At 69.1% G+C, this 22847-nt stretch carries 24 protein-coding genes; 4 read left to right on the top strand and 20 right to left on the bottom strand.

Translation table 11 applies throughout. The annotated features are described in order from the left end of the window. Window positions 1-45: 45 nt before the first annotated feature. From tatC to ACZ4YL_RS14765, 10 genes are all read right to left on the bottom strand, one after another. Entirely contained in the window at window positions 46-1011 is a 966-nt protein-coding gene (tatC, locus tag ACZ4YL_RS14720; RefSeq protein ID WP_468116649.1) for a twin-arginine translocase subunit TatC, read from the bottom strand. 47 nt (window positions 1012-1058) lie between these two features. Continuing rightward, on the bottom strand, window positions 1059-1346 hold the full coding sequence (tatA, locus tag ACZ4YL_RS14725; RefSeq protein ID WP_189739981.1) for a Sec-independent protein translocase subunit TatA: 288 nt from the start codon (window positions 1344-1346) through the stop codon (window positions 1059-1061). A gap of 180 nt (window positions 1347-1526) precedes the next feature. Continuing rightward, window positions 1527-1727, bottom strand: coding sequence for a hypothetical protein (locus ACZ4YL_RS14730; protein WP_468116651.1), 201 nt, complete (start codon window positions 1725-1727; stop codon window positions 1527-1529). Window positions 1728-1752: 25 nt separating this feature from the next. Then, complete coding sequence (locus ACZ4YL_RS14735; RefSeq protein ID WP_030011077.1) at window positions 1753-1980, bottom strand: CpXC domain-containing protein; 228 nt, start codon at window positions 1978-1980, stop codon at window positions 1753-1755. A 14-nt stretch (window positions 1981-1994) separates the two neighbouring features. Beyond that, window positions 1995-2963, bottom strand: a complete 969-nt coding sequence (locus ACZ4YL_RS14740) for a helix-turn-helix transcriptional regulator (RefSeq protein WP_301372211.1) — start codon at window positions 2961-2963, stop codon at window positions 1995-1997. A gap of 112 nt (window positions 2964-3075) precedes the next feature. Further along, on the bottom strand, window positions 3076-4032 hold the full coding sequence (locus ACZ4YL_RS14745; protein ID WP_301372210.1) for a helix-turn-helix transcriptional regulator: 957 nt from the start codon (window positions 4030-4032) through the stop codon (window positions 3076-3078). Between the two features lie 173 nt (window positions 4033-4205). Beyond that, window positions 4206-4601, bottom strand: coding sequence for an FKBP-type peptidyl-prolyl cis-trans isomerase (locus ACZ4YL_RS14750; RefSeq protein WP_468116654.1), 396 nt, complete (start codon window positions 4599-4601; stop codon window positions 4206-4208). A 28-nt stretch (window positions 4602-4629) separates the two neighbouring features. Further along, window positions 4630-5571 (bottom strand): FKBP-type peptidyl-prolyl cis-trans isomerase, encoded by a 942-nt coding sequence (locus ACZ4YL_RS14755; RefSeq protein ID WP_468116655.1) that lies wholly within the window; start codon window positions 5569-5571, stop codon window positions 4630-4632. Between the two features lie 127 nt (window positions 5572-5698). Continuing rightward, window positions 5699-7060 carry a Pup--protein ligase gene (gene pafA / locus ACZ4YL_RS14760; protein ID WP_030016332.1) on the bottom strand — a complete coding sequence of 454 codons (1362 nt, stop codon included), beginning with the start codon at window positions 7058-7060 and terminating at the stop codon, window positions 5699-5701. 128 nt (window positions 7061-7188) lie between these two features. Then, window positions 7189-8451 carry an MFS transporter gene (locus ACZ4YL_RS14765; RefSeq protein WP_468116656.1) on the bottom strand — a complete coding sequence of 421 codons (1263 nt, stop codon included), beginning with the start codon at window positions 8449-8451 and terminating at the stop codon, window positions 7189-7191. Between the two features lie 145 nt (window positions 8452-8596). Here ACZ4YL_RS14765 and ACZ4YL_RS14770 point away from each other — a divergent pair, with 145 nt between their 5' ends. Beyond that, the gene (locus ACZ4YL_RS14770) at window positions 8597-9595 is read left to right on the top strand and encodes a LacI family DNA-binding transcriptional regulator (RefSeq protein ID WP_468116657.1); all 999 of its coding nucleotides are present in this window, start codon (window positions 8597-8599) and stop codon (window positions 9593-9595) included. A gap of 70 nt (window positions 9596-9665) precedes the next feature. Here ACZ4YL_RS14770 and prcA read toward each other — a convergent pair whose 3' ends face one another. The 6 genes from prcA to arc form a co-directional block, all read right to left on the bottom strand. Further along, the gene (prcA, locus tag ACZ4YL_RS14775; RefSeq protein WP_390172725.1) at window positions 9666-10430 is read right to left on the bottom strand and encodes a proteasome subunit alpha; all 765 of its coding nucleotides are present in this window, start codon (window positions 10428-10430) and stop codon (window positions 9666-9668) included. A gap of 45 nt (window positions 10431-10475) precedes the next feature. Beyond that, entirely contained in the window at window positions 10476-11315 is an 840-nt protein-coding gene (gene prcB / locus ACZ4YL_RS14780; RefSeq protein ID WP_468116659.1) for a proteasome subunit beta, read from the bottom strand. After that, window positions 11267-11779, bottom strand: a complete 513-nt coding sequence (locus ACZ4YL_RS14785; RefSeq protein ID WP_468116660.1) for an endonuclease VII domain-containing protein — start codon at window positions 11777-11779, stop codon at window positions 11267-11269. The genes prcB and ACZ4YL_RS14785 overlap by 49 nt, the downstream gene beginning before the upstream one ends. Before the next feature lie 117 nt (window positions 11780-11896). Beyond that, a complete protein-coding gene (locus tag ACZ4YL_RS14790) occupies window positions 11897-12109 on the bottom strand; it encodes a ubiquitin-like protein Pup (protein WP_030233608.1) in 213 nt (70 codons plus the stop codon). A gap of 199 nt (window positions 12110-12308) precedes the next feature. Next, a complete protein-coding gene (dop, locus tag ACZ4YL_RS14795; RefSeq protein ID WP_468116663.1) occupies window positions 12309-13820 on the bottom strand; it encodes a depupylase/deamidase Dop in 1512 nt (503 codons plus the stop codon). 266 nt (window positions 13821-14086) lie between these two features. Further along, window positions 14087-15853: a proteasome ATPase gene (arc, locus tag ACZ4YL_RS14800; protein ID WP_468116665.1), complete on the bottom strand. Its 1767-nt coding sequence runs from the start codon at window positions 15851-15853 to the stop codon at window positions 14087-14089. Between the two features lie 264 nt (window positions 15854-16117). Between arc and ACZ4YL_RS14805 the strand changes: the two genes are divergently transcribed. Next, on the top strand, window positions 16118-16438 hold the full coding sequence (locus ACZ4YL_RS14805) for a ferredoxin (protein WP_030723362.1): 321 nt from the start codon (window positions 16118-16120) through the stop codon (window positions 16436-16438). A gap of 4 nt (window positions 16439-16442) precedes the next feature. Here ACZ4YL_RS14805 and ACZ4YL_RS14810 read toward each other — a convergent pair whose 3' ends face one another. From ACZ4YL_RS14810 to ACZ4YL_RS14820, 3 genes are all read right to left on the bottom strand, one after another. Then, window positions 16443-17054, bottom strand: a complete 612-nt coding sequence (locus tag ACZ4YL_RS14810) for a hypothetical protein (protein ID WP_468116667.1) — start codon at window positions 17052-17054, stop codon at window positions 16443-16445. Between the two features lie 179 nt (window positions 17055-17233). After that, window positions 17234-18130, bottom strand: a complete 897-nt coding sequence (locus ACZ4YL_RS14815) for a tRNA (adenine-N1)-methyltransferase (protein ID WP_030016358.1) — start codon at window positions 18128-18130, stop codon at window positions 17234-17236. Window positions 18131-18148: 18 nt separating this feature from the next. After that, the gene (locus ACZ4YL_RS14820; protein ID WP_468116669.1) at window positions 18149-19348 is read right to left on the bottom strand and encodes a site-2 protease family protein; all 1200 of its coding nucleotides are present in this window, start codon (window positions 19346-19348) and stop codon (window positions 18149-18151) included. A 155-nt stretch (window positions 19349-19503) separates the two neighbouring features. Here ACZ4YL_RS14820 and ACZ4YL_RS14825 point away from each other — a divergent pair, with 155 nt between their 5' ends. Both ACZ4YL_RS14825 and ACZ4YL_RS14830 read left to right on the top strand, forming a co-directional pair. Then, window positions 19504-20397, top strand: a complete 894-nt coding sequence (locus ACZ4YL_RS14825) for a RecB family exonuclease (protein WP_301372193.1) — start codon at window positions 19504-19506, stop codon at window positions 20395-20397. Between the two features lie 64 nt (window positions 20398-20461). After that, a complete protein-coding gene (locus ACZ4YL_RS14830; protein ID WP_030016364.1) occupies window positions 20462-21133 on the top strand; it encodes a response regulator in 672 nt (223 codons plus the stop codon). A gap of 105 nt (window positions 21134-21238) precedes the next feature. Here the strand turns inward: ACZ4YL_RS14830 and ACZ4YL_RS14835 are convergent, their stop codons facing one another. Continuing rightward, entirely contained in the window at window positions 21239-22822 is a 1584-nt protein-coding gene (locus tag ACZ4YL_RS14835; protein ID WP_382538388.1) for an ABC transporter substrate-binding protein, read from the bottom strand. Window positions 22823-22847: the final 25 nt, after the last annotated feature.

Consider the following 22847-nt stretch of genomic DNA (forward strand, 5'->3'; position numbering starts at 1 on the left):
CCTCCCGGCGGCAGCCGGGGGCGTACCCGTCAGGGGGCGTACCCGTCAGGTGGCGTCGTCGTAACCGTTGATCCGCTGGCGTCCGCCGTCGGCCTGCTCGGGCAGCGCCGCGGGAGCCGGGACGGATTCCAGGTCGCCGATCGGCGTCGGGGTGAGATCCAGCTGGGAGGCCTCGTCGTCGCCGAGATCCGCGTCGGGGTCGTTGCGCCTGCGCCTGCGGTCGTTGAGGAGACAGAGGCCGAGGGCGGCGAAGTAGAGGGCCACGATGGGCACGGCCAGCGCGAGCATCGTCGGCGGGTCACCGGTGGGGGTCGCGAAGGCGGCGAAGATCGTGATGCCGAGGACCATCCCCCGCCACCAGCTCGCCAGCCGCTTGCCGGTGAGCACACCGGTGAAGTTCAGCAGGATCAGCAGCAGCGGCAGCTCGAAGGCCAGGCCGAACACGATCACCATGCGGGTGACCAGGTCGAGGTAGTCGTCGACCGGCAGCAGGTTGCGCGCGTGGTCGGGGGTGAACTCAAGCATGATCGTCGCGGTCTGCGGGAGGATCTTGTACGCGATCACCGCGCCGGTCAGGAAGAGGGGCACACCGACCGCGACGAAACTCCGCGCGTACTTCTTCTCGTGACTGTGCAGCCCGGGCGCGGCGAACGCCCACAGCTGGTACAGCCACACCGGGGCGGACAGCACCACACCGGCCATCAGCGCGACCTTCAGGGCGATCGAGAACGCCGAGATCAGGCCGTTCACGGTCATGTCGGCGCAGGGGCGACCGTTGCGCTGGGTCACCACACCGTCCGTACAGCCGACGGAGTCCAGCATCGGCTTCAACAGGAAGTTGATGATCTCCCGGTAGAAGAACGCGGCGACGATCGTGATCACCACGATCGCCAGGACCGACTTCAGCAGGCGGTTTCGAAGCTCACGCAGGTGCTCGACGAGAGGCATGCGCCCTTCGGCGTCCTTCGCCTGTCGTTCCTTCTTCTCCTGCTTGCGGGCAGACTTGAGCAACCCACGTCCCTTGTCTCGTTGCAGATGACTGGCGTGTACGGCGGGTGTCAGCCCTGGGCGGTGCGGTTCGGCTCGCCGACCGGACGCGAGCTGCTGACGTCACCCGGAGCGGCCTGGATGGTACGCGGGGCGACGGGCTGCGCGGACTGGTCCGCGGGCGCGGCGGCGGCGACGTCGTCGCTCTCGCCGTCCTTCTTCATGGCCTTGGCCTCGCTCTTGAGGATGCGGGCCGACTTGCCGAGGGAGCGGGCCATGTCGGGAAGCTTCTTGGCGCCGAACAGCAGGATGACGAGTCCGACGATGACGAGGATTTCCCAACCCCTGAAGTTGCCCATAGGTATCTTCCTTTTTCTCCGAGGTTCACAGCACGCCGGACGGGCGCCTAGGACTTGCTCTACCGAGGATCGTAACCCCAGGGGGTTAACGCCCGGCAATCCCCGGGGGTCCTCCCGCTTGCACTCGGGCAGGTTCACAATGCCCCGGACGCACACATTCGTCCTGCGGGCAGGGGACACTCAGGTACGTACGCCGTGTCCGGCCCGGGCCAGGTCGACGGCCGCCCGCTCGAGATCCGCGGAGGCGTCGGTGACCCGGCGGCTGGCCTGCGCCACCTGGGAGGCCAGCCTGCGCACCTCCACGTACACCCGCACCGCGAGCACGGCGAGCACGGCCACTCCGAGGAAGCCCAGGGCAATTGCGAACATCGGCCACAGCATGGGGCGAGCCTAGGGCACCGGCCGGTCAGATGCTGCGCAGGGTGCTCACGCCACCACCGGTGAGCAGTTCCACGATCCGCTCGCCGGCGGGTTTGCGTACGGCGGCACCACATTCAGGACAGGTGAAGGAATAGAAAGTGGTCCGCCGGCTACCGCCGATGGCCAGCCGCAGGGCGCCCGCGTCCAGCTCGAAGCGGGCGCGGCAGTCGGGACAGGAAGCCTTGAAGGCGACGGGCCCGGACGTTGGCGACATCGACCGCGCTCCCCTCAGACCTGTTCCCCGTACCCCGCCAGCGCCTCCCGGGCCGCGCTGCGCGCGCTGTCCGCCAGCTCGGCCGGAGCCACGATCCGGCCCTCACGGCCCAGCCGCAGCGCCAGGCGGCGCAGCGAGGCCGGGTCCGGGCTGCGCAGGGTGATCCGCAGACCGCCCCCGGCCAGCTCCTCCGCGCTGTCGTGCGGGTAGTACTCGGCGACCCAGCGCCCGCCCGGCCCCACCTCGACCACGACCTCCGGGTCCTCGGCGGCCGGCTGGACCAGGCCCTCGGACAGGTCGCGCGGCTCGATGGCGGGCGGCTCGGCCCGCTCGTCCAGCAGCCGGATCTCCGCGACCCGGTCGAGGCGGAAGGTGCGCCGGGCCTCCGAGAGGTGGCACCAGCCCTCCATGTACGTGTGCCCCACCGCGAAGAGCCGGATCGGGTCGACCGTGCGCTCGGTGAGCTCGTCCCGCGCGGGCGAGTAGTAGCGCAGCCACAGCCGCCGGCGCTCCGCGATGGCCCGGTCGACGTCCGCGAAGACCCCGCCCTCGGACTCGAAGGTCACCGACAGCCGGGAGCTGGCCCCGGCCACCTCGCCCGCGGCCGCCTCCAGCTTGGCCGTGGCCCGCAGCAGGGCGTCCCGGTCGCTCTCGCGCAGCCCGGGCAGGGTGGCCACCGCGCGCGCGGCCACCAGCAGCGCGGTCGCCTCGTCGGCGGCCAGCCGCAGCGGCTCGGCGGTGGACTCCCCCGAGGCATCGGGATTGCGCCACCAGATGCGCTCCCCGTCGGTGTCGATGTCGAGCAGGTCTCCGCCCCGGAAGCTCGTCCCGCACATGGGCAGCACGTCGAGGTCCGAGATCAGCTCGTCCTCGGTGATCCCGAAGGCGCGCGCGACGTCCGCGACGTGCGCACCGGGGCGCTCGCGCAGGTAGGTCACCAGGGACAGCATCCGGCGGGTCTGGTCGATGGCGTTGGCAGCCATGCTGGTACGTCTCCCCCTCAGGGCACATCTGTGGATGTCGCTCGTGTGGAACGGTGCGGCCGCGGATCGGCCGCCGGGCCCGCGGCTCCGCGGGCCCCGGGATCGGCCCCGGTCAGGCCCCGGCCACGGCCCGCAGCCGGTCCACCACGTCCGCCCGCAGGTCGGCGGGACCGACCACGACGACGTCGGGCCCGAACTCCACCAGCCAGGCGTCCAGCCCGTGCCCGTACGGGATCTCCAGCTCGTCCCAGCCGTCCCCGCCCTCGCGCACCGCGGTGGCCTTGGCCCGCAGCGGGTAGCCCGCCCCGGCCCGCAGCCGGATCAGCGCGCTGCGGTCCGCGCTCTCCCCGGCCCAGCTCGCCACGGTCTCCCGTACGGTCACCACGTCCGGCACCTCGGCGGTGTACTTCGCGGCCCGGGAGCGGACCTTGCCGGTGATCCGGGAGAGCCGGAACACCCGCTCCGCCCCGCGGTCGCGGTCGTAGCCGGCCAGGTACCAGTGGCCGCGCCAGCACTCCAGCGCCCAGGGCTCGACCTGCCGGGTCTCGGGGCTGGCGGCGGTGGACTTGCGGTAGTCGAAGACCACCGGCCGGCGGTCCCGGCAGGCCAGCATCAGCGGCTCGAAGGCCGCCTCGTGGACCGGGATGCGCGGCTCGATCGCGCTGTGCTGCCCCGCGTACGGGTCCTCCGCCTCGGGCATCCCGCCCGCGCGCAGCTTCTGCAGAGCCCCACTGGCGGCCCCCGCCAGCCGCGCCTGCTGCCAGACCTTGGCCGCCAGCCCCAGGGCGGCGGCCTCCTCGGCGTCCAGCGAGACGGGAGGCAGCCGGTTGCTGTCCCGGCGGGCCAGATAACCGGTCTCGCCGTCCAGGTTCTCCACCGTCTCGATGACGAGGCCGAGTTCACGCAGGTCGTCCTTGTCCCGCTCGAACATGCGGTTGAAGGACTCGTCGTTGCCGGCCTCCATGTAGGCCTCGATGGAACCGCGCAACTCCCGCTTGCTGAGCGGCCGGCGGGTCCCCAGCAGACACAGCGCCAGATTCATCAGCCGCTCGGCCTTGGCAATCGCCATCGACGCCCTTCCGCCCTTCTCCGCCTGCACATCCGTCGGACCGTCACACGGGCCACGACCCGATACGGACGGACCCATTGACCGTTGACCGTACCGCCCCGGCGCGCCCGGGCAAAAAGCGAGGGGCCCCCGCCGGACGGCGGGGGCCCCTCGACCGATCGCGGAGGTCCGGATCAGCCGACCTTGACCAGGTCGCAGACGAAGATCAGCGTCTCGCCCGGGGCGATCGCACCGCCCGCGCCACGGTCGCCGTAGGCGAGGTGGGCGGGGATCGTCAGCTTGCGACGGCCGCCGACCTTCATGCCAGCGACGCCCTGGTCCCAGCCCGCGATGACGCGGCCGGCACCGAGCGGAAACTGCAGCGCGGAACCGCGGTTCCACGAAGCGTCGAACTCCTCGCCGGTGGAGAAGGCCACGCCCACGTAGTGGACGGAGACCATGGCACCGGCCTTGGCCTCGGCGCCGTCGCCCTCCCAGATGTCCTCGATGACGAGGTCCTTCGGGGCTTCGCCCTCGGGGAAGTCGATCTCGGGCTTCTCGAGCTTCTGGCTCACGGAACTGCTCCTCATACGTACGAAACGGTCAACCGGAACAGTCTTACATCACCGCGAGGATGTCGAGGCTGAAGACCAGCGTCGACTTCGCCGGGATGGTGCCCTGCTCCTTGTCACCGAAGGCCTGGTCCGGCGGGATGACCAGCAGGATGCGGCTGCCCGCCTTCTTGCCGACGATGCCCTCCTTCAAACCCTTGACCGAAAGCTCACCCAGCGGCCAGGTGACCGTCTGGTCGCTGGTGTAGGTGCTCTCGAAGGACTTGTCGTCCTTCCACGTCTTGCCGTTGAACTTGACGACGACGCTGTCGGTGTCCTTCACGACCGCGCCGTCACCCTCCAGGACGTAGTCCGAGACCAGCTTGGCGGGCTCGGCGGTGTCCTTCGGGACGGTCACGGAGACTTCCTTGCCGTCCGTGTTCGTGCCGACCTTGGGCAGGTCCTTGTTCTCCTGGGCGACTTCCTTGCCCGTGGCCGAGGCCGGGACGGTCGCGCCCTTGACGATGTCCACGACGAAGACCAGCGTGGCGTTCGGCTTGATCTTCTCGCCCGAGCCCTGGGCCCCGTAACCGAGCTCCGGCGGGATCACCAGCTCGACACGGCTGCCGACCTTCTGGCCCTCCAGGCCCTGGTCCCAGCCCTTGATGACGGCGCCGGCGCCGATCGTCACGTCGAACGGCGCGGGCCGCCCGAAGCTCTGGTCGAACGGCTCCTTGCCGTCCCACACCTGGCCGAGGTAGTTGACCTGCGCGATGTCGTTCTTCTTGAGCACCTGCCCGGCGCCCTCGCTGATGGTCACCACCTTGAGTTCCTTGGGCGGCGCGCCCTTCCCCTTCGACAGGGTGGGCGTCTCCCCGAAGGCGGCACCCTTGGTGATCGCGGGGGCCCCGTTCTTCATCTGGGCGGAGTCGGAGCCGCTGTCGTCGCCACACGCTGCGGTCGTCAGCAGCAGCAGGGGTACGACAAGCAGGCCGGCAAGTCGGCGCACGTGTTCCTCAGATCTCAGACGGCAAAGCGGTCGCTCGCCACTCTAAGCCGTGCACAGGGCCCCGTACGAGAGACGTACGAGGCCCTGGCGAGGAGTGCGATGTCACACTGCGGTCACTCTGCGGGTCCTACATGCCCGCGATCAGCTTCTCCACCCGGTCGTCCACCGACCGGAACGGGTCCTTGCACAGCACCGTCCGCTGCGCCTGGTCATTGAGCTTCAGGTGCACCCAGTCGACCGTGAAGTCCCGCCGCTGCTCCTGCGCCCGGCGGATGAAGTCCCCGCGCAACCGCGCCCGCGTCGTCTGCGGGGGCACCGATTTGCCCTCGAAGATCTTCAGGTCGTTGCAGATCCGCGCCGCCTGCCCCTTGCGCTCCAGCAGGTAGTACAGCCCGCGCCGGCGGTGGATGTCGTGATACGCGAGGTCTATCTGAGCCACCCGCGGATTCGACATGGTCATGTTGTGCTTGGCCCGGTACCGCTCGATCAGCTGGTACTTCATGACCCAGTCGATCTCGGTCCCGATCCGGTCCAGGTCCTCCGCGTCGATCGCGTCGAGCGTGCGACCCCACAGCTCCAGCACCTGGTCCACCACGCCGGTACGGATCCCCCGGCGCTCGGCGAAGTCCACCGCCTTGTCGTAGTACTCCCGCTGGATCTCCAGCGCCGAGGCCTCCCGGCCGCTCGCCAGGCGCACCTTGCGCTGACCCGTGATGTCGTGGCTGACCTCGCGGATCGCCCGGATCGGGTTCTCCAGGGTCAGGTCCCGCATCACCGTGCCCGCCTCGATCATGCGCAGCACCAGGTCGGTGGCCCCGACCTTGAGCAGCATGGTCGTCTCGGACATGTTCGAGTCACCCACGATGACGTGCAGCCTGCGGTAGCGCTCGGCGTCCGCGTGCGGCTCGTCCCGGGTGTTGATGATCGGCCGCGAACGGGTCGTGGCAGAGCTGACGCCCTCCCAGATGTGCTCGGCCCGCTGACTCACGCAGTAGACCGCACCCCGCGGCGTCTGCAGCACCTTGCCCGCGCCGCAGATCAGCTGCCGCGTGACAAGGAACGGAATGAGAATGTCCGCCAGGCGGGAGAATTCCCCGTGCCGGGCCACCAGGTAGTTCTCGTGGCAGCCGTACGAGTTGCCCGCCGAGTCGGTGTTGTTCTTGAAGAGATAGACGTCGCCCGCGATTCCCTCCTCGTGCAGGCGGCGTTCGGCGTCGACGAGCAGACCTTCGAGAATGCGCTCGCCTGCTTTGTCGTGAGTGACCAGCTCGGTCACGTTGTCGCATTCGGGAGTTGCATATTCCGGATGCGAACCCACGTCGAGGTACAGGCGGGCGCCGTTCCGCAGGAAGACATTGCTGCTGCGGCCCCATGACACAACACGGCGGAAGAGGTAGCGCGCCACTTCGTCAGGAGACAGTCGGCGCTGTCCCCTGAACGTGCACGTGACGCCGTACTCGTTCTCCAGCCCGAAAATGCGGCGGTCCATGACTGAACATTACGCCTTCTGCCCTCTTCTGAAACCGGGTTCGGGAGCGCCGTTTCGATCAGTCCCCCTCAGCGGGCCGATCGACGCCCCGATCACGGCCCGATCGGCCCATCGGGCGCACCCACCGATCAGGACGCCGACGGCACCTCCGACGGCACGTCAGAGGCCACCTCCGACACACCGTCAGGCGACGCCGCCACCGCGCGGCTTCGCCCACCCGTCGCCAGCGCCCCCTGAGTGACCATCAGAACCAGCAGCGCCGAGAAGCCCGCCACGCCCGCCACGCCGAAGCCCACCGCCGTACCGCCCAGCTCCACCGCCGGCCCCGCCGCCGCCGTACCGATCGCCGCACCCACCCCGAAGAACGTCACCAGCCACGAGAACGCCTCCGTCACCGTGCCCGCCGGAGCATGCCGGTCCACCACGATGAACGCACACGCCAGCGCGGGCGCCAGGAACACACCCGACAACGCCGACAGCCCCGTCATCGCCACCGCACCCGGAACCAGCATCAGCGGCAGGTAGCAGACCGCCAGCAGACCCACCAGCAGCCGCAGCCGCCGCTCGGGCGCACCGGCCCACTGCCGCGCACCGTAGAACACACCACCGATCAGCGCACCCAGCCCCAGCGCCGCCATCAGCCAGCCGTACACCGCCTGACCGCCATGATCATCCGCGTACGCCACACCCGCCACCGTGATCGAACCCAGCGCCATGCCCACGAAGAAGAACGCACCCAGCAGCGCCAGCAGCCCACGCGAACGCAGCGCCCCCAGCCAGTGCGCCTCCCGCGGCTCCGAACGCCACTTCCGGGACGGCTCGCTGACCACCACGGACAGCGCACCCAGCACACCGATCGCGTTCAGCGCCAGCAGTGCCCCCGCCGGCGACCACATCGCCACGAACAGCGTCACCAGCAGCGGACCGACGGTGAACATGACCTCCTGGGCCACCGCGTCCATCGCGTACGCCGCGTGCACCTTCTCCTCACGGCCGCCCAGCACCCCCGGCCACAGCGCCCGCAGCCCGCCCTCCAGCGGCGGAGTGAACAACCCCGCGACCACCACCGCGGCATACGCGGCCACCGCCGACCCCGTACCCGCGAGCGCCAGCCACACCATGCCCAGCGCCGAGACCACCGCGGCCGGCAGCTGCACCCGCGGCTGCCCGAACAGGTCCACGGCCCGCCCCAGCAGCGGCTGACCCACCGCGTTCGCCAGCCCGTACGCGGCGGCCAGCGCCCCCGCCAGGCTGTAGCTGCCGCCCTCGGCACGCGTGAACAGCACGATCGCGATCGGCCCCGTGGCATTGGGCAGCCGGCCCACGAGCGTGCCCACCAGCAGCCTCGCGGCGTGCCTGGTCCCCAGCAGCTCCGCGTATCCCGCGGCCATGTCGGCCCCCTTCTGCCCGGATCCAGCCGGGGAGTAACCCAAGTAATACGTATAACTAGACCCGTCATACGTACCATGGCCGCAGTCCGCCGGTCCACCCCGCAGACCCGCCCACACCCCCGACCTCGCACTTCAGGAGCACCCTGTGACGAGACCCACCAGCCGCGACGTGGCCACCGCCGCCGGGGTCTCCCAGGCCACCGTCTCCCTCGTCCTCGGCGACAAATGGCCCGGCCGCGTCTCCGAACGCACCGCCACCCACGTCCGCGAAACCGCCACCCGCCTCGGCTACCGCCCCAACCTCGCCGCCCGCAACCTCCGCCTCGGCACCACCCGCACCGCCCTCCTCGTCGTCCCCGCCCTCACCAACGAGTTCTTCGCCCGCGTCTACACCGGAGCCGCCCGCGTCGCCGCCGAACACGGCTTCGGCGTCGTCCTCTACCCCTCCCCCGACGGCACCGGCCCCGCCCGCGACCCCTTCGCCTCCGCCCGCGCCGCCCTCGACGGAGTCATCGCCTCCTCCATGGCCGCCCACACCCTCGACGCCATCGGCGGCAACACCCTCCCCCTCGTCATGCTCGACAGCGACCCCGCCGCCGACACCGCCGCCGCCCACGTCAACCTCGCCATGGCCGACGGCATGCGCCAGATCACCGAACACCTCCTGGCCCACGGCCACCGCCGCTTCCTCCACCTCGCCTCCGCCGTCGACTCCTGGACCTTCGACACCCGCGCCGAGGCCCTCACCGCCCTCCTGGGCCCCGGCACCGAGCTGCGCACCGTACGGGCCCCCCTCACCGTCGACGCCGCCCGCACGGCCACGGAGGCCGCCCTGGCCACCCCCCGGGACCGACCCACCGCCATCGTCTGCGACGACGACATCCTCGCCGCCGGCGCCTGCAAGGCCGCCCGCCGCCTCGGCCTGCGCATCCCCGAGGACCTCTCCATCACCGGCTTCGACGACCTCGCCCTCGCCACCGCCGTCGAACCCGAACTCACCACCGTCCACCTCCCCGCCGAACGCGTCGGCGAACAGGGCATGACCGCCCTCCTCGCCGTCCTCGAAGGCACCGCCTGGACCGCCCCCGACATCCCCGTCCGCCTCGTCGTCCGCGACTCCACGGGCCCCGCCCCCACCCCCTGAACCACCCCCCGGACACGACGAAGCCCCGGCCCGCCGAAAACGGCGAACCGGGGCTCCTTGCGCACTGCGACTACTCGGCGTCGTCCTCCGGCGCCTCGTCGTTCGACACGGCATCGGCCTGCACCGCCGCCGTCACATCCGCCTCCAGCAGCCGCGACAGCTGCCGGCCCCGGATCCGCTTGAACTTGCGCTGCTGCGCCCGCGTACGGTCCAGCACCGCGACCTCCAGCCGCTCCGCCGGAATCGCCTTGTCCGCACCGCTGGCCTGGCTGGACAGCGCCTGCACCGCCAGCTTCAGCGCCTCCGACAACGTCATCCCGTCCTGGTGACGCTGATCCAGGAAGGTACTGATCTGCTCGGCGTTGCCACCGACCGCGACCGAACCGTGCTCGTCCACGATCGACCCGTCGTGCGGCAGCCGGTAGATCTGGTCACCCGCGGCCGTCGCACCGACCTCCGCGACCACCAGCTCCACCTCGTACGGCTTCTCACCGGCCGAGGAGAAGATCGTGCCGAGCGTCTGCGCGTAGACGTTCGCCAGCCCACGGGCCGTCACATCGTCACGGTCGTAGGTGTACCCGCGCAGATCCGCGTACCGCACACCGCCGATCCGCAGGTTCTCGTACTCGTTGTACTTACCGGCGGCCGCGAAGCCGATCCGGTCGTAGATCTCGCTGAACTTGTGCAGCGCACGGGACGGGTTCTCGCCGACGAACACGATGCCGTCGGCGTACTGCAGCACGACCAGGCTGCGACCGCGGGCGATGCCCTTGCGGGCGTATTCCGCCCGGTCGGCCATGGCCTGCTGGGGTGACACATAGAACGGAGTCGACACCGGCTGTCCGTCCCTTTCTTCTGGGCGACGAGGAGACGAGAGTGATCAGAGCAGGGCCGCGCGCGGCCCGTCGGGCTGCTCCATGCGCCGCTCGGTGATGGCCCGCGCGAGTTCCGAGGACTCCTCCTCGCTGAGCCTGCGGAAGCCCTCGTCGGTGATGACGGTGACGATCGGGAAGATCCGGCGGTACAGGTCCGGGCCACCGGTCGCCGAGTCGTCGTCGGCGGCGTCGTACAGAGCCTGCACGACCAGGGTGGTGGCCTGCTGCTCCGTCAGGTCGTCGCGGTAGAGCTTCTTCATGGAACCGCGGGCGAAGATCGAACCGGAACCGGTGGCGGCGAAGCCGTGCTCCTCGGAGCGGCCGCCGGTCACGTCGTAGGAGAAGATCCGGCCCTTCTCCTTGGCCTCGTCGTACCCGGCGAACAGCGGCACGACGGCCAGGCCCTGCATGGCCATCCCCAGATTGCTCCGGATCATGGTGGAGAGCCGGTTGGCCTTGCCCTCCAGGGACAGGGTCGTCCCCTCCACCTTCTCGAAGTGCTCCAGCTCCAGCTGGAACAGCTTGACCATCTCCACGGCCAGGCCGGCCGTACCGGCGATACCGACGGCGGAGTACTCGTCGGCGGGGAACACCTTCTCGATGTCCCGCTGCGCGATCATGTTCCCCATGGTCGCCCGCCGGTCACCGGCGAGGACCACCCCGCCGGGGAAGGTGGCGGCGACGATGGTCGTCCCGTGCGGCGCCTCGATGACACCCTCCGGCAGCCTGCGATTGCCGGGCAGCATCTCGGGCGAGTGCGCGCCCAGGAAGTCCATGAAGGACGACGACCCCGGCGTCAGGAAGGCTGCCGGTAGACGCCCTGTGCCACGATTGTTGGCTTCCACGCGTGTCCCTCCAAGTATGAGACGACCCGACGAGCTGCGTCGGGATCGTCACCCAACTTGCCGATGGCCGTGTTGCAGTTGAAGCACAGTACGCCTCGGACCCTACCCGTCTTGTGGCAGTGATCCACATGGACCGCCGGGCGCTTCAGACAGATACAGCAGAGCCCGCCCTGAGCGGCGATCATTTCGTCGCGATCAGCCTCGGTCATGCCGTACGAGCGCTTGAGATGACCCGCCCGACTTTCGACCGCTCGGCACGCCTTGCAACACGTCGACAACCCGTCCGAGGCCGTCTTGTTCCGGTCCCATTCCGAGTGGGGCTTGATCCCCCCGCAGCGGCGGCAGTATTTGTGCCCCGCTGGGGCTTCGACTCGGGGACGCACGTTCTTCCCCTTGGCTATCTGACGCTGTTGGTGGTACTCGGCTGCGCATGGCCTGCAGTAGCACTGCAGGCCATCACGCATGGCCCGGTTCGAAGCGAAAGCATCGAGCGGCTTGACTACGCCACACCGCCCACACTTCTTACCCACCTCCGACACTCACCCTCCCCTGCGAGCGTCACCTTCGATTCGAAGGTGAAATCACTCGCCACCCTTCTGAACGAAGGAGCGCACGAAGTCCTCGGCGTTCTCCTCGAGCACATCATCGATTTCGTCGAGTACGGAGTCGACGTCGTCGGAGAGCTTTTCCTGGCGCTCCTTGAGGTCGGTCGATTCCTCGACCGCCGCCTCCTCGACCTCCTCGGTCGAGCGCGTCGCCTTCTGCTGTCCGCCGCCGGTGTCCTTGGTCGCCATGTCTACCTCACCCCGCTCGGTTCGCACGCTCATGTCGAGAGACCCCGGGATTCGGGATCTCTCAAGATCAGACCCTACGTCGGACCCTATAGGGAGGGTCCGACATTCGTCCCCGCACTTGTTCAAAAGGTCGCGGAACAACGTCCGGTTCTCTTCATGATTCCCGGACCGGAGGCCTTTCAGGCCCCCCAGGCGCCGCTCACTGCCCCGAAAGCACCCGCACCAGGTCCTCCGCCGTGCGGCAGCGGTCCAGGAGCTCCTTGACGTGGTTGCGGGTCCCCCGCAGGGGTTCCAGCGTCGGGACGCGCTGGAGCGAGTCCCGGCCGGGGAGGTCGAAGATCACCGAGTCCCAGGACGCCGCGGCCACGTCGTCCGCGTACTGCTCCAGGCAGCGGCCGCGGAAGTACGCCCGGGTGTCCTCCGGGGGCTTGCTCTGAGCCCGCTCCACCGCCGGCTCTTCCACCAGGCGCTTCATCTTGCCGCGGGCCACCAGGCGGTTGTACAGGCCCTTCTCGGGCCGTACGTCCGAGTACTGGAGGTCCACCAGGTGCAGCCGCGCCGCGTCCCAGCCCAGCCCGTCCCGGCGCCGGTAGCCCTCCAGGATCTCCCGCTTGGCGATCCAGTCCAGCTCCCCCGACAGGCTCATCGGGTCGCTCTCCAGCCGGCCCAGCACGTCCTCCCAGCGGCCCAGCACGTCCTTGGTCTGCTCGTCCGCGTCCGACCCGAAACGTTCGTCCACGTACTTCCGCGCCAGCTCGAAGTACTCCATCTGGAGTTGCACCGCGGTCAGTGTCCGGCCGCTGCGCAGCGTGATGAGGTGCTTGAGGTCGGGGTCGTGGGAGACCTGGTGGAGGGTGCGTACGGGCTGGTCGACGGCCAGGTCGACGTTGATGAACCCGTCCTCGATCATGGACAGGACAAGTGCGGTCGTGCCGAGTTTGAGGTAGGTGGAGATCTCGGAGAGGTTGGCGTCTCCGATGATCACGTGGAGCCGGCGGTACTTCTCGGCGTCCGAGTGGGGCTCGTCGCGGGTGTTGATGATGGGGCGTTTGAGGGTGGTCTCCAGGCCGACCTCGACCTCGAAGTAGTCCGCGCGCTGGCTGATCTGGAAGCCGTGCTCGCGGCCGTCCTGGCCGATGCCCACGCGTCCCGCGCCGGTCACGACCTGTCGCGAGACGAAGAAGGGGGTGAGGTGGCGCACGATCTCCGAGAAGGGGGTTTCCCGCTTCATCAGGTAGTTCTCGTGCGTGCCGTAGGAGGCGCCCTTGTTGTCGGTGTTGTTCTTGTAGAGGTGGATCGGCTGGGCGCCGGGGAGCTGGGCGGCGCGGACCGCCGCCTCGGCCATGATCCGCTCGCCGGCCTTGTCCCAGAGGACGGCGTCGAGCGGGTTGGTGATCTCGGGCGAGCTGTATTCGGGGTGTGCGTGGTCGACGTAGAGCCGTGCGCCGTTCGTGAGGATGACGTTGGCGAGGCCGATGTCCTCGTCGGTCAGCTGGCTGTTGTCGGCGGCCTCGCGGGCGAGGTCGAAGCCGCGGGCGTCCCGCAGCGGATTCTCCTCCTCGAAGTCCCAGCGGGCGCGTCGCGCCCGGTGCATCGCCGCCGCGTAGGCGTTGACGATCTGGGACGAGGTGAGCATGGCATTGGCGTTCGGGTGCCCCGGGACGGAGATCCCGTACTCCGTCTCGATCCCCATTACTCGCCGTACGGTCATGCGGCCCTCCTTGCCCGGCGGCGCTCCCCTTTCGGGAGCGGCGCTCAAGTACCGCTGGTGCTCCGGTGCGTGTGCCTGTGCGGTGCCCGTCCCCGCACTGCGCGTCCGGCGGTACGGAAGAGCCTAGAACCACTGCGCGCTCGTGGGGAGATCATTTCCGTCATTGGATCCGCCTCGTCACCGGCTGAAAAGCGGCCGGTAATGCGGTGGGGTAAAGCAGTCGGCTGCGGATGCCCGGGGTGGGCATCCGCAGCCGCCCCGCTTTGTCAGAGGTACTGACCGGTGTTCGCCACCGTGTCGATGGAGCGTCCGGTGTCCGCGCCTTGCTTTCCGGTGACGAGGGTGCGGATGAATACGATCCGCTCGCCCTTCTTTCCGGAGATGCGGGCCCAGTCGTCCGGGTTGGTGGTGTTGGGCAGGTCCTCGTTCTCCTTGAACTCGTCCACGCAGGCCTGGAGCAGGTGGGAGACCCGCAGGCCCTTCTGGTTGTGTTCGAGGAAGTCCTTGATCGCCATCTTCTTGGCCCGGTCGACGATGTTCTGGATCATCGCGCCGGAGTTGAAGTCCTTGAAGTAGAGGACTTCCTTGTCGCCGTTGGCGTACGTGACCTCGAGGAAGCGGTTCTCCTCGGTTTCGGCGTACATCTGCTCGACGACGGTCTGGATCATGCTGTGGACGGTGCCGTCCTTGGAGTCCTGGTGTTCGGACAGGTCGTCCGTGTGCAGGGGCAGCGAGGCCTTGAGGTACTTGGCGAAGATGTCCTTCGCGGCCTCGGCGTCCGGGCGCTCGATCTTGATCTTCACGTCGAGCCGGCCCGGGCGCAGGATGGCCGGGTCGATCATGTCCTCGCGGTTGGAGGCGCCGATGACGATGACGTTCTCCAGGCCTTCCACGCCGTCGATCTCGGCGAGCAGCTGGGGGACGATGGTGTTCTCCACGTCCGAGCTGACTCCGGATCCGCGGGTGCGGAAGAGGGATTCCATCTCGTCGAAGAAGACGATGACGGGGGTGCCCTCGCTCGCCTTCTCCCGGGCACGCTGGAAGACGAGGCGGATGTGCCGCTCGGTCTCGCCGACGTACTTGTTGAGGAGTTCGGGGCCCTTGATGTTCAGGAAGTAGGACTTCCCGGCGGGCTGGCCGGTCACCTCGGCGACCTTCTTGGCAAGGGAGTTGGCGACGGCCTTGGCGATGAGCGTCTTGCCGCAGCCGGGCGGGCCGTAGAGCAGGATGCCCTTCGGGGGCCGCAGTTCGTGTTCCTTGAAGAGGTCGGGGTAGAGGTACGGGAGCTCGACGGCGTCGCGGATCAGCTCGATCTGGTCGCCCAGGCCGCCGATCTTGTCGTAGTCGATGTCCGGGACCTCTTCGAGGACGAGTTCTTCGACCTCGCTCTTGGGGACGACCTCGTAGACGTAGCCGGAGCGGGGTTCGAGCAGGAGGGCGTCGCCGGGGCGGATGGTGATGTCCAGGAGCGGCTCGGCGAGCCTCACCACCCTTTCCTCGTCGGTGTGCCCGACGACGAGGGCGCGCTCGCCGTCCTCGAGGATCTCTTTGAGGGTGACGATGTCCCCGGCCCGCTCGAATTCCATGGCCTCGACCACGTTGAGGGCCTCGTTGAGCATGACCTCCTGGCCGCGCCGGAGGTCTTCCGGGTCGACGCTGGGGCTGACGTTCACGCGGAGCTTTCGGCCTCCGGTGAAGATGTCGACGGTGCCGTCCTCGTTCGCCTGCAGGAAGACACCGAAACCGGCCGGCGGCTGTGCGAGCCGGTCGACTTCTTCCTTGAGGGCCACGATCTGGTCTCGGGCCTCACGGAGGGTATTCGCGAGTCGTTCGTTCTGTGCGGATACGCCGGCCAGATTTGTCTGGAGCTCGACGATCCGCTCTTCGAGAATCCTCGTGTGTCGCGGAGAGTCGGCGAGCTTTCGTCGCAGGACGGCGATTTCCTGCTCGAGATAGGCAACCTGGCCGGCGGGGTCCTCGGACCCTCGCGCGGGCCGGATGCCGCGGTTGATGTCGTCGTCGTGGGCTGCCACGGTCCTCACCTCCTCCAAGGGGAGCTGGACGCTTCCTGACCCTACCTGGGCTGGTGGTGATTGAAACCCCTAGATCACAAAGACGGTAGAGGTGTGTCCGATCTTCACCCTTGCGTACTCCCTCACGCCAAGGAAATACCCACCCATCAAACTCGGGAAGCAGCCGGTTGTAAGGTCGAACCGTTCAACACCCGTCAGGGCCCGCGCGACTTGCTGCGGGTTTCGACCGGGATGGATCACTCAGCGCAGGGAACGGCAGGAGATATGACCGTGCAGCAGGAGGCTCCGACGGGCGGTGCCGGTGAGGCCGGCGAGCCGCTTGAGGTCTGGATCGATCAGGACCTGTGCACCGGGGACGGCATCTGCGTGCAGTACGCGCCTGAGGTGTTCGAGCTGGACATCGATGGTCTGGCGTACGTGAAGAGCCCGGAGGACGAGCTGCTGCAGGACGCGGGGGCGACCACTCCGGTTCCGCTGACGCTGCTCCAGGACGTGGTCGACTCGGCGAAGGAATGTCCGGGTGACTGCATTCACGTGAGGCGCGTTTCGGACAGGGTGGAAGTCTTCGGTCCCGACGCGGAGTGACGCTTCAAACACTCCTGGCGGCCGAGTCCGTCAGCTCCTGGCGGAATTTTCCGTCGCGCCAGCGCCACTTGGCGAGCTGTTTCGTGTCGGGGCTGTAGCGGGGCACGTCGGGTGAGGAGTAGCCGACGAGGGTTGCCGTGACGAGTCCGTCGCGCACGGTGAGCTCGGTGGCGGTCTGTCGTCGCGCGGTGTCGAGCAGGGTGGCGACGACGCGGGGGCGGGCGCCGTCGGCCCGGTCCCGGGTGAGTACGTAGATCGCGTGGGGCGGGGTGCCGGAGCCGGCGTCGCAGCGGACGGCGGCGACGGTCTCGGGGCGGCCGTCGCCGTCGAGGTCGCCCTGGGCGCTGGTGGTGACGGTCTGCGGGGCGCCCTTGCAGTCGAGGGGGTAGGTGACCCCTGCCGGGTCGGGTGCGGTGGCCTGGGGGCCCTTCGCGGGGGTTTCCGCGGTGCTCGCGGTGGTGTCGGTGGCCGGGGTGCCGGTGGCGGGCTGTACGAGTCCTGCGGCGGCTATGACGGCTGCCATGGCGGTGGCCGTGGCGAGCCAGTGGACTGGCCTGGTGCGGCTGTGCTCCAGGGTGTGCGGGAGCGGGGCCGTCTCGGCGTGGCTGTGCGGCACGCGGGGTGTCTCCTGTGCGAAGGGTGACGGGGAGCCAGCATCGTGCCACACCTCACAGGGAGGTGGAACGGCTGGGTCCGGGGCTGGTGCACGGGACAACGAAAAGGCGCTGTGGCGCAGTTCCCGGGTGGGTCGGGGGAACTGCGCCACAGCGCCTTTGTGTTGGGTCTGCGGGGCCGTTATGCGGAGCGGTCGCTGCCGGGGCCGTCGTAGTCCTCGCCGTAGGCGCCCTTGGCGGGGCGGCGGCGGCGCATGGGGGGCTCGACGCCGTCCGCGAGGCGGCGGGCGGTGACGAGGAAGCCGGTGTGGCCGATCATCCGGTGGTCCGGGCGGACGGCGAGGCCTTCCACGTGCCAGTTGCGGATCATCGATTCCCAGGGCTGCGGCTCGGCGAAGCAGCCGATCTCGCGGATGGACTCGACGGTCTTGGACAGCTGGGTGGTGGTGGCCACGTAGCAGCAGAGGATGCCGCCGGGGACCAGGGCCTTGGAGACGGCTTCCAGGCATTCCCAGGGGGCGAGCATGTCGAGGATGACGCGGTCGACGTCCGTGTCGGACAGGTTGTCCTGGAGGTCGCCGACGGTCAGCTGCCACGCGGGGTGGGGGCCGCCGAAGTAGCGTTCGACGTTGGCGGTGGCGATCTCGGCGAAGTCCGCGCGGCGCTCGTAGCTGTGGAGCATGCCCTGGTCGCCGATGGCGCGCAGCAGGAAGCTGCTCAGGGAGCCGGAGCCCACTCCCGCTTCCACGACGCGTGCGCCGGGGAAGATGTCGGCGAAGGCCAGGATCTGGCCTGCGTCCTTGGGGTAGACCACGGCGGCGCCGCGGGGCATGGACAGGACATAGTCGGGGAGCAGGGGGCGCAGCGCGAGGTATGCGACGTTGCCCGTGGTGCGGACAACGCTGCCTTCGGGAGCACCGATCAGCTCGTCGTGCGGGAAGGAACCCTTGTGGGTGTGGAAATTCTTCCCGGCTTCGAGCGTGAACGTGTAGTGGCGGCCCTTGGGGTCGGTGAGCTGTACCTGGTCCCCGACCTCGAAGGGCCCGCGTCGGCGGGCGGCACCGGTCGGTTCGGACATGTGACCAGTGTATTGGCTTCAGGACTGGGGCCGTGCCATGGCCTTCACGAAGGCCTTTTCGACGTCGAGGGTGGACAGGACGCCGTAGATGGCGCCGCCGGGTTCGAGGACGAGGTATTCGGTGGCGGGGGTGGCGCGGAGGCGGTCGAGGAGTTCTTCGCCGGTGAGGTCCGCTGAAACCTTCATGCCGTCGGTGAGGTCCTGGGCGAGGGTGCTGACGGCGACCCAGGGGCGGCGGTGTTCGGGGACGGAGGCGATGGCGGTTTCGCGGACGATGGCGGTGGGGTCGCCTTGTCCGTCGACGACGACGAGGGCGCGGGCGCCGGCTTCGTTGGCGCGGCGGAGCGCTTCGGAGAGGGGGGTGGCGTTCTCGACGGGGATGGCGCGTCGGGTGAGGGTGCGGGCGCGCAGTTCGGGGAGGTGTTCGCGCAGGCGGGCCATGCGCAGGCTGTTGCCGGCGCCGGTCCAGATGATGCCGGCGAGGATGGCGGCGAGCAGGGCGTCCATGACGGTGTTCATGCCGCCGATTTCCTCGGTGCGGTTGCCGAGGACTCCGGTGTGGGTGAGGAGGGGGAGGCCGAGGAGGACGGCGAGGGCGAGGCCGCGGCCGACCCAGGCGGCGGCGACGGTGCCGGCCATGGGTTTGCCGGTGATGCCCCAGATGACGGCGCGGAGCATGCGGCCGCCGTCGAGGGGGAGGCCGGGGAGCAGGTTGAAGGCGGCAACGAGGAGGTTGGAGATCATCAGGCCGGCGAGGAGGACACCGGGGACGGTGGCCGGGTCGACGGCTTTCATGCCGAGGTAGAAGGCTCCGGTGAGGAGGAGGGAGAGCAGGGGGCCGACGAAGGCGAGGACGAATTCGCGGCCGGGTGTCTCGGATTCCTTTTCGATCTCGGAGACTCCGCCGAAGAACTGGAGCTGGATGCGGCGCACGGGGAGCTTGAAGCGCAGGGCTGCGACGGTGTGCGCGAGTTCGTGGACCAGGACGGAGGCGTAGAAGGCGACGGCGAAGAAGAGGGAGACGAGGTAGCGGACGGGTCCGAGGTCGGGCAGGACGCGGTCGAGCTGGTCGCCGAAGACCCAGGTGATGAGGGCGGCGACGAGGAACCAGCTGGGCGAGACGTAGACGGGTACGCCGAAGGGGCGGCCCATGAGGAGTCCGCCGCCCGGTCCGGAGCGGCCGCCTGAGCGCTCGCCGGTTTCGTCGGTGTCTGCCACGGCTGTCCTTCGTTCGGTGCTGGTGTTTCCAGTGTGTTCTGTTCGCGTACGCGGTGGTGCTGTAGCGGGTTGTGATGCTCCGATCATGCAGTGCGAGGGGGCTTGGCGTCGATGGTATGCGCGTCCTGTCGGTGGCGGGTCGTAGGGTTTTGTGCATGACGACGAGCCCCGGTGCTGTGCCTGGCGCAGCCGATGCCGATGCGCGGAGCGCTGTGGCGCCCTCTTCGCTCTCCCCTTCGCGGGCGAGCGATTTCATGCAGTGCCCTCTCCTGTACCGGTTCCGGGTGATCGACAGGCTGCCGGAGAAGCCCAGTGCCGCTGCTACCCGCGGGACGCTGGTGCATGCGGTGCTGGAGCGGCTCTTCGATCATCCGGCGCAGGAGCGGACGGCGCCGCGGGCGAAGGCGTTGGTTCCGGGGCAGTGGGACCGGTTGCTGGAGTCGAAGCCGGAGCTGACGGAGCTGTTCCCGGAGGGTGATGAGGGGGCGGGGCTGGCGCGGTGGCTGACGGAGGCCGAGGCGCTGGTCGAGCGGTGGTTCACGCTGGAGGACCCGACGCGGCTGGAGCCGGTGGAGCGGGAGTTCTTCGTGGAGACGGAGCTGGAGTCGGGGCTGCGTCTGCGCGGGATCATCGACCGGGTGGACGTGGCGCCGACGGGTGAGGTGCGGATCGTCGACTACAAGACGGGGAAGGCGCCGCGGCCGGAGTATGCCGAGGGTGCGCTGTTCCAGATGAAGTTCTACGCGCTGGTGGTGTGGCGGCTGAAGCAGGTGGTGCCGCGGCGGCTGCAGCTGGTGTATCTGGGCAGTGGGGATGTGCTGACGTACGACCCGGTGGTGGCGGATCTGGAGCGGGTGGAGCGCAAGCTGCTGGCGTTGTGGGAGGCGATCCGGGAGGCGACGGAGTCGGGTGAGTGGCGGCCGCGGCCGACGAAGCTGTGCGGCTGGTGTGATCATCAGGCGGTGTGTCCGGAGTTCGGCGGCACTCCCCCGCCCTATCCTCTGGTGATCTCCCCGCGGCCGGGGGCGGAGCGCCCGGCGGAGTCCTGATCTTGGTGTCAGGGCAGAATGGTCGGGCCCGCCGTAGCCGTCCGACGAATACGAGGTAGACCCCGTGGCGATCCGCGTCCTTCTGGTCGACGACCAGCCGCTGCTGCGCACCGGCTTCCGGATGATCCTGGAGGCGGAGGAGGACCTGGCGGTGGTCGGTGAGGCCGGGGACGGTCTTCAGGCGCTGGACCAGGTGCGGGCGCTGCAGCCCGATGTGGTGCTGATGGACATCCGGATGCCGCGGATGGACGGGGTGGAGGCGACCCGGCAGATCACCGGTCCGGAGCGCGACGGGCCGGCGAAGGTGCTGGTGCTGACCACGTTCGATCTGGACGAGTACGTGGTGGAGGCGCTGCGGGCGGGGGCGAGCGGGTTCCTGCTGAAGGACGCGCCGGCGAACGAGCTGGTGCAGGCGATCCGGGTGGTCGCGGCGGGTGAGGCGATGCTCGCGCCGAGTATCACGCGGCGGCTGCTGGACAAGTACGCGGGGCATCTTCCGTCGGGTGAGGAGAGCCTTCCGAACACCTTGGGGACGCTGACCGAGCGTGAGGTCGAGGTGCTGAAGCTGGTGTCCCGGGGGCTGTCGAACGCGGAGATCGCGGCGGATCTGTTCGTGAGCGAGACGACGGTCAAGACGCATGTGGGGCACGTGCTGACGAAGCTGGGGCTGCGGGACCGGGTCCAGGCGGCGGTGTACGCGTACGAGAGCGGTCTGGTGCGCCCCGGGGCCCAGTAGGCCGGGCGGGGCCGTGCATGCGCGAAGGGGGCCGTACGTGCTGACACGTACGGCCCCCTTCGCGTGGTGCCGGGCCCGCTCCGGGGCGGGCCCGGCTCCGGTGGCTCAGCCCTTGCTGATCTCCCAGAAGCGGAAGACGGTGGAGGCGTCGAGGGACCACTGCAGGCCGCTCACGTTCTGGCGGGTGACGGCGTACTGCTTGCCCTGCCAGAGCGGGATGAGCGGGAGCTCGTCGGCGACGATGTCCTGGAGGCGGTTGTAGTCGGTGTTGGCCGCGGTGCGGTCGGACTTCGCGGAGGTCGACGGGATGATCGTCCCGGTGATCTCCTTGTTCTCGTAGTTGTTGTTCAGCACGTTGTCCGGGCCGAAGAAGGGCTGCGTGAAGTTGTCGGCGTCCGGGTAGTCGGGCACCCAGCCCTTGACGTACACGCCGTACTTGCCGGCCTGGATGTCCTTCTCGTACTGCTCGTACTCGACGGACTTGACGTCGGCGTCGAAGAGACCGCTGTCGTTGAGCTGCTTGGCGATGACCTCGAACTGCTGGTCCGTGGAGGGGCCGTAGCGGGACGGGGTGGAGTACAGGGTCAGCTTGACCTTGCCGTTGATGCCGCCGGCCTTGAGGACGGCCTTGGCCTTGTCGAGCTGCGGGGTGCCGCCGTAGCGGTCGAAGAACGGGGTCGTGTGGCCGGCGATGCCGGTCGGCACGATGGAGTAGAGCGCGGTGGCGGTGCCCGCGTACACGTCCCGGACGAGGGCTTCGCGGTCGATGAGGTAGGCGATCGCCTTGCGCACGGGGAGCTTGCCGACGACGGGGTCGCTGACGTTGAACACCATGTGCTCGACCTCGGCGCCGGTGCCCTGGACGACGTCGACCTTGTTGTCGCCGGTCTTGCTGGAGGCGAGGGCGGCGATGTCCTTGGCGGCGAGGCCGCGGAAGGCGAAGTCGACGTCGCCGCTCTCCAGGACGGTCTTGAGGCCGGCCTGGTCGCCGTTGAAGAACTTCAGCGTGACGCCGGTGTTCTTGGCCTTGGCCTTGCCGCTGTAGGACTCGTTGACGGAGAAGGTGGCGCTCTTCTCGCCGAACGAGTCGAGCTTGTAGACGCCGGAGCCGACGGCCTTGTTGTCGGCGCGCAGCTTGTCGGCCGGGTACTCGGTGTGGTCGACGATGGAGCCGGCGCCCGACGCGATCTTGCTGGGGAAGGTGGCGTCGGAGGTCTTGAGCTTGAAGACGACGGTCTTGTCGTCCGGGGCGTCGATGCTCGCGATCGACGCGAGCATCACGGCCGGGCCGTTCGCGTCGTTGATCTTCAGGGTGCGCTCGAAGGAGAACTTGACGTCCTTCGAGGTGAGGCTGTGGCCGTTGCTGAACTTCAGGCCGTCCCGCAGGGTGCACTTGTAGAGCTTGCTGTCGGCGCCCTCGAAGCCGCAGGCCTGGGCGGCGTCGGGCTCGGGGGTGGTGCCGCCCTTGGGGAAGCTCAGCAGCGACTGGAAGACGTTGTTGAACAGCAGCCAGGAGCCCGGGTCGTAGCCCGATGCCGGGTCGACGGACTTCACCTTGTCGGATATGCCCATGACCACGCCCTTGCCGCTGCCGGCATTGGAGCCATCGGTCGAACCGCAACCGCTGAGCAGCGCGGCGGCGGTGGCTGCGCCGAGCGGGGCCGCCAGCCACTGGTTACGTCGATTCACGCGAACGTCCTTCACAGTCGAACTG

The sequence above is a fragment of the Streptomyces sp. NPDC030021 genome (assembly GCF_055574035.1).

Coding starts and splice junctions, on each gene's coding strand:
- tatA (WP_189739981.1), bottom strand. CDS start 1,346: ATGGGCAACTTCAGGGGTTGGGAAATCCTCGTCATCGTCGGACTCGTC.
- ACZ4YL_RS14730 (WP_468116651.1), bottom strand. CDS start 1,727: ATGCTGTGGCCGATGTTCGCAATTGCCCTGGGCTTCCTCGGAGTGGCC.
- ACZ4YL_RS14735 (WP_030011077.1), bottom strand. CDS start 1,980: ATGTCGCCAACGTCCGGGCCCGTCGCCTTCAAGGCTTCCTGTCCCGAC.
- ACZ4YL_RS14740 (WP_301372211.1), bottom strand. CDS start 2,963: ATGGCTGCCAACGCCATCGACCAGACCCGCCGGATGCTGTCCCTGGTG.
- ACZ4YL_RS14745 (WP_301372210.1), bottom strand. CDS start 4,032: ATGGCGATTGCCAAGGCCGAGCGGCTGATGAATCTGGCGCTGTGTCTG.
- ACZ4YL_RS14750 (WP_468116654.1), bottom strand. CDS start 4,601: ATGAGGAGCAGTTCCGTGAGCCAGAAGCTCGAGAAGCCCGAGATCGAC.
- pafA (WP_030016332.1), bottom strand. CDS start 7,060: ATGGACCGCCGCATTTTCGGGCTGGAGAACGAGTACGGCGTCACGTGC.
- ACZ4YL_RS14765 (WP_468116656.1), bottom strand. CDS start 8,451: ATGGCCGCGGGATACGCGGAGCTGCTGGGGACCAGGCACGCCGCGAGG.
- ACZ4YL_RS14785 (WP_468116660.1), bottom strand. CDS start 11,779: ATGCGTGATGGCCTGCAGTGCTACTGCAGGCCATGCGCAGCCGAGTAC.
- ACZ4YL_RS14790 (WP_030233608.1), bottom strand. CDS start 12,109: ATGGCGACCAAGGACACCGGCGGCGGACAGCAGAAGGCGACGCGCTCG.
- dop (WP_468116663.1), bottom strand. CDS start 13,820: ATGACCGTACGGCGAGTAATGGGGATCGAGACGGAGTACGGGATCTCC.
- ACZ4YL_RS14805 (WP_030723362.1), top strand. CDS start 16,118: ATGACCGTGCAGCAGGAGGCTCCGACGGGCGGTGCCGGTGAGGCCGGC.
- ACZ4YL_RS14815 (WP_030016358.1), bottom strand. CDS start 18,130: ATGTCCGAACCGACCGGTGCCGCCCGCCGACGCGGGCCCTTCGAGGTC.
- ACZ4YL_RS14825 (WP_301372193.1), top strand. CDS start 19,504: ATGACGACGAGCCCCGGTGCTGTGCCTGGCGCAGCCGATGCCGATGCG.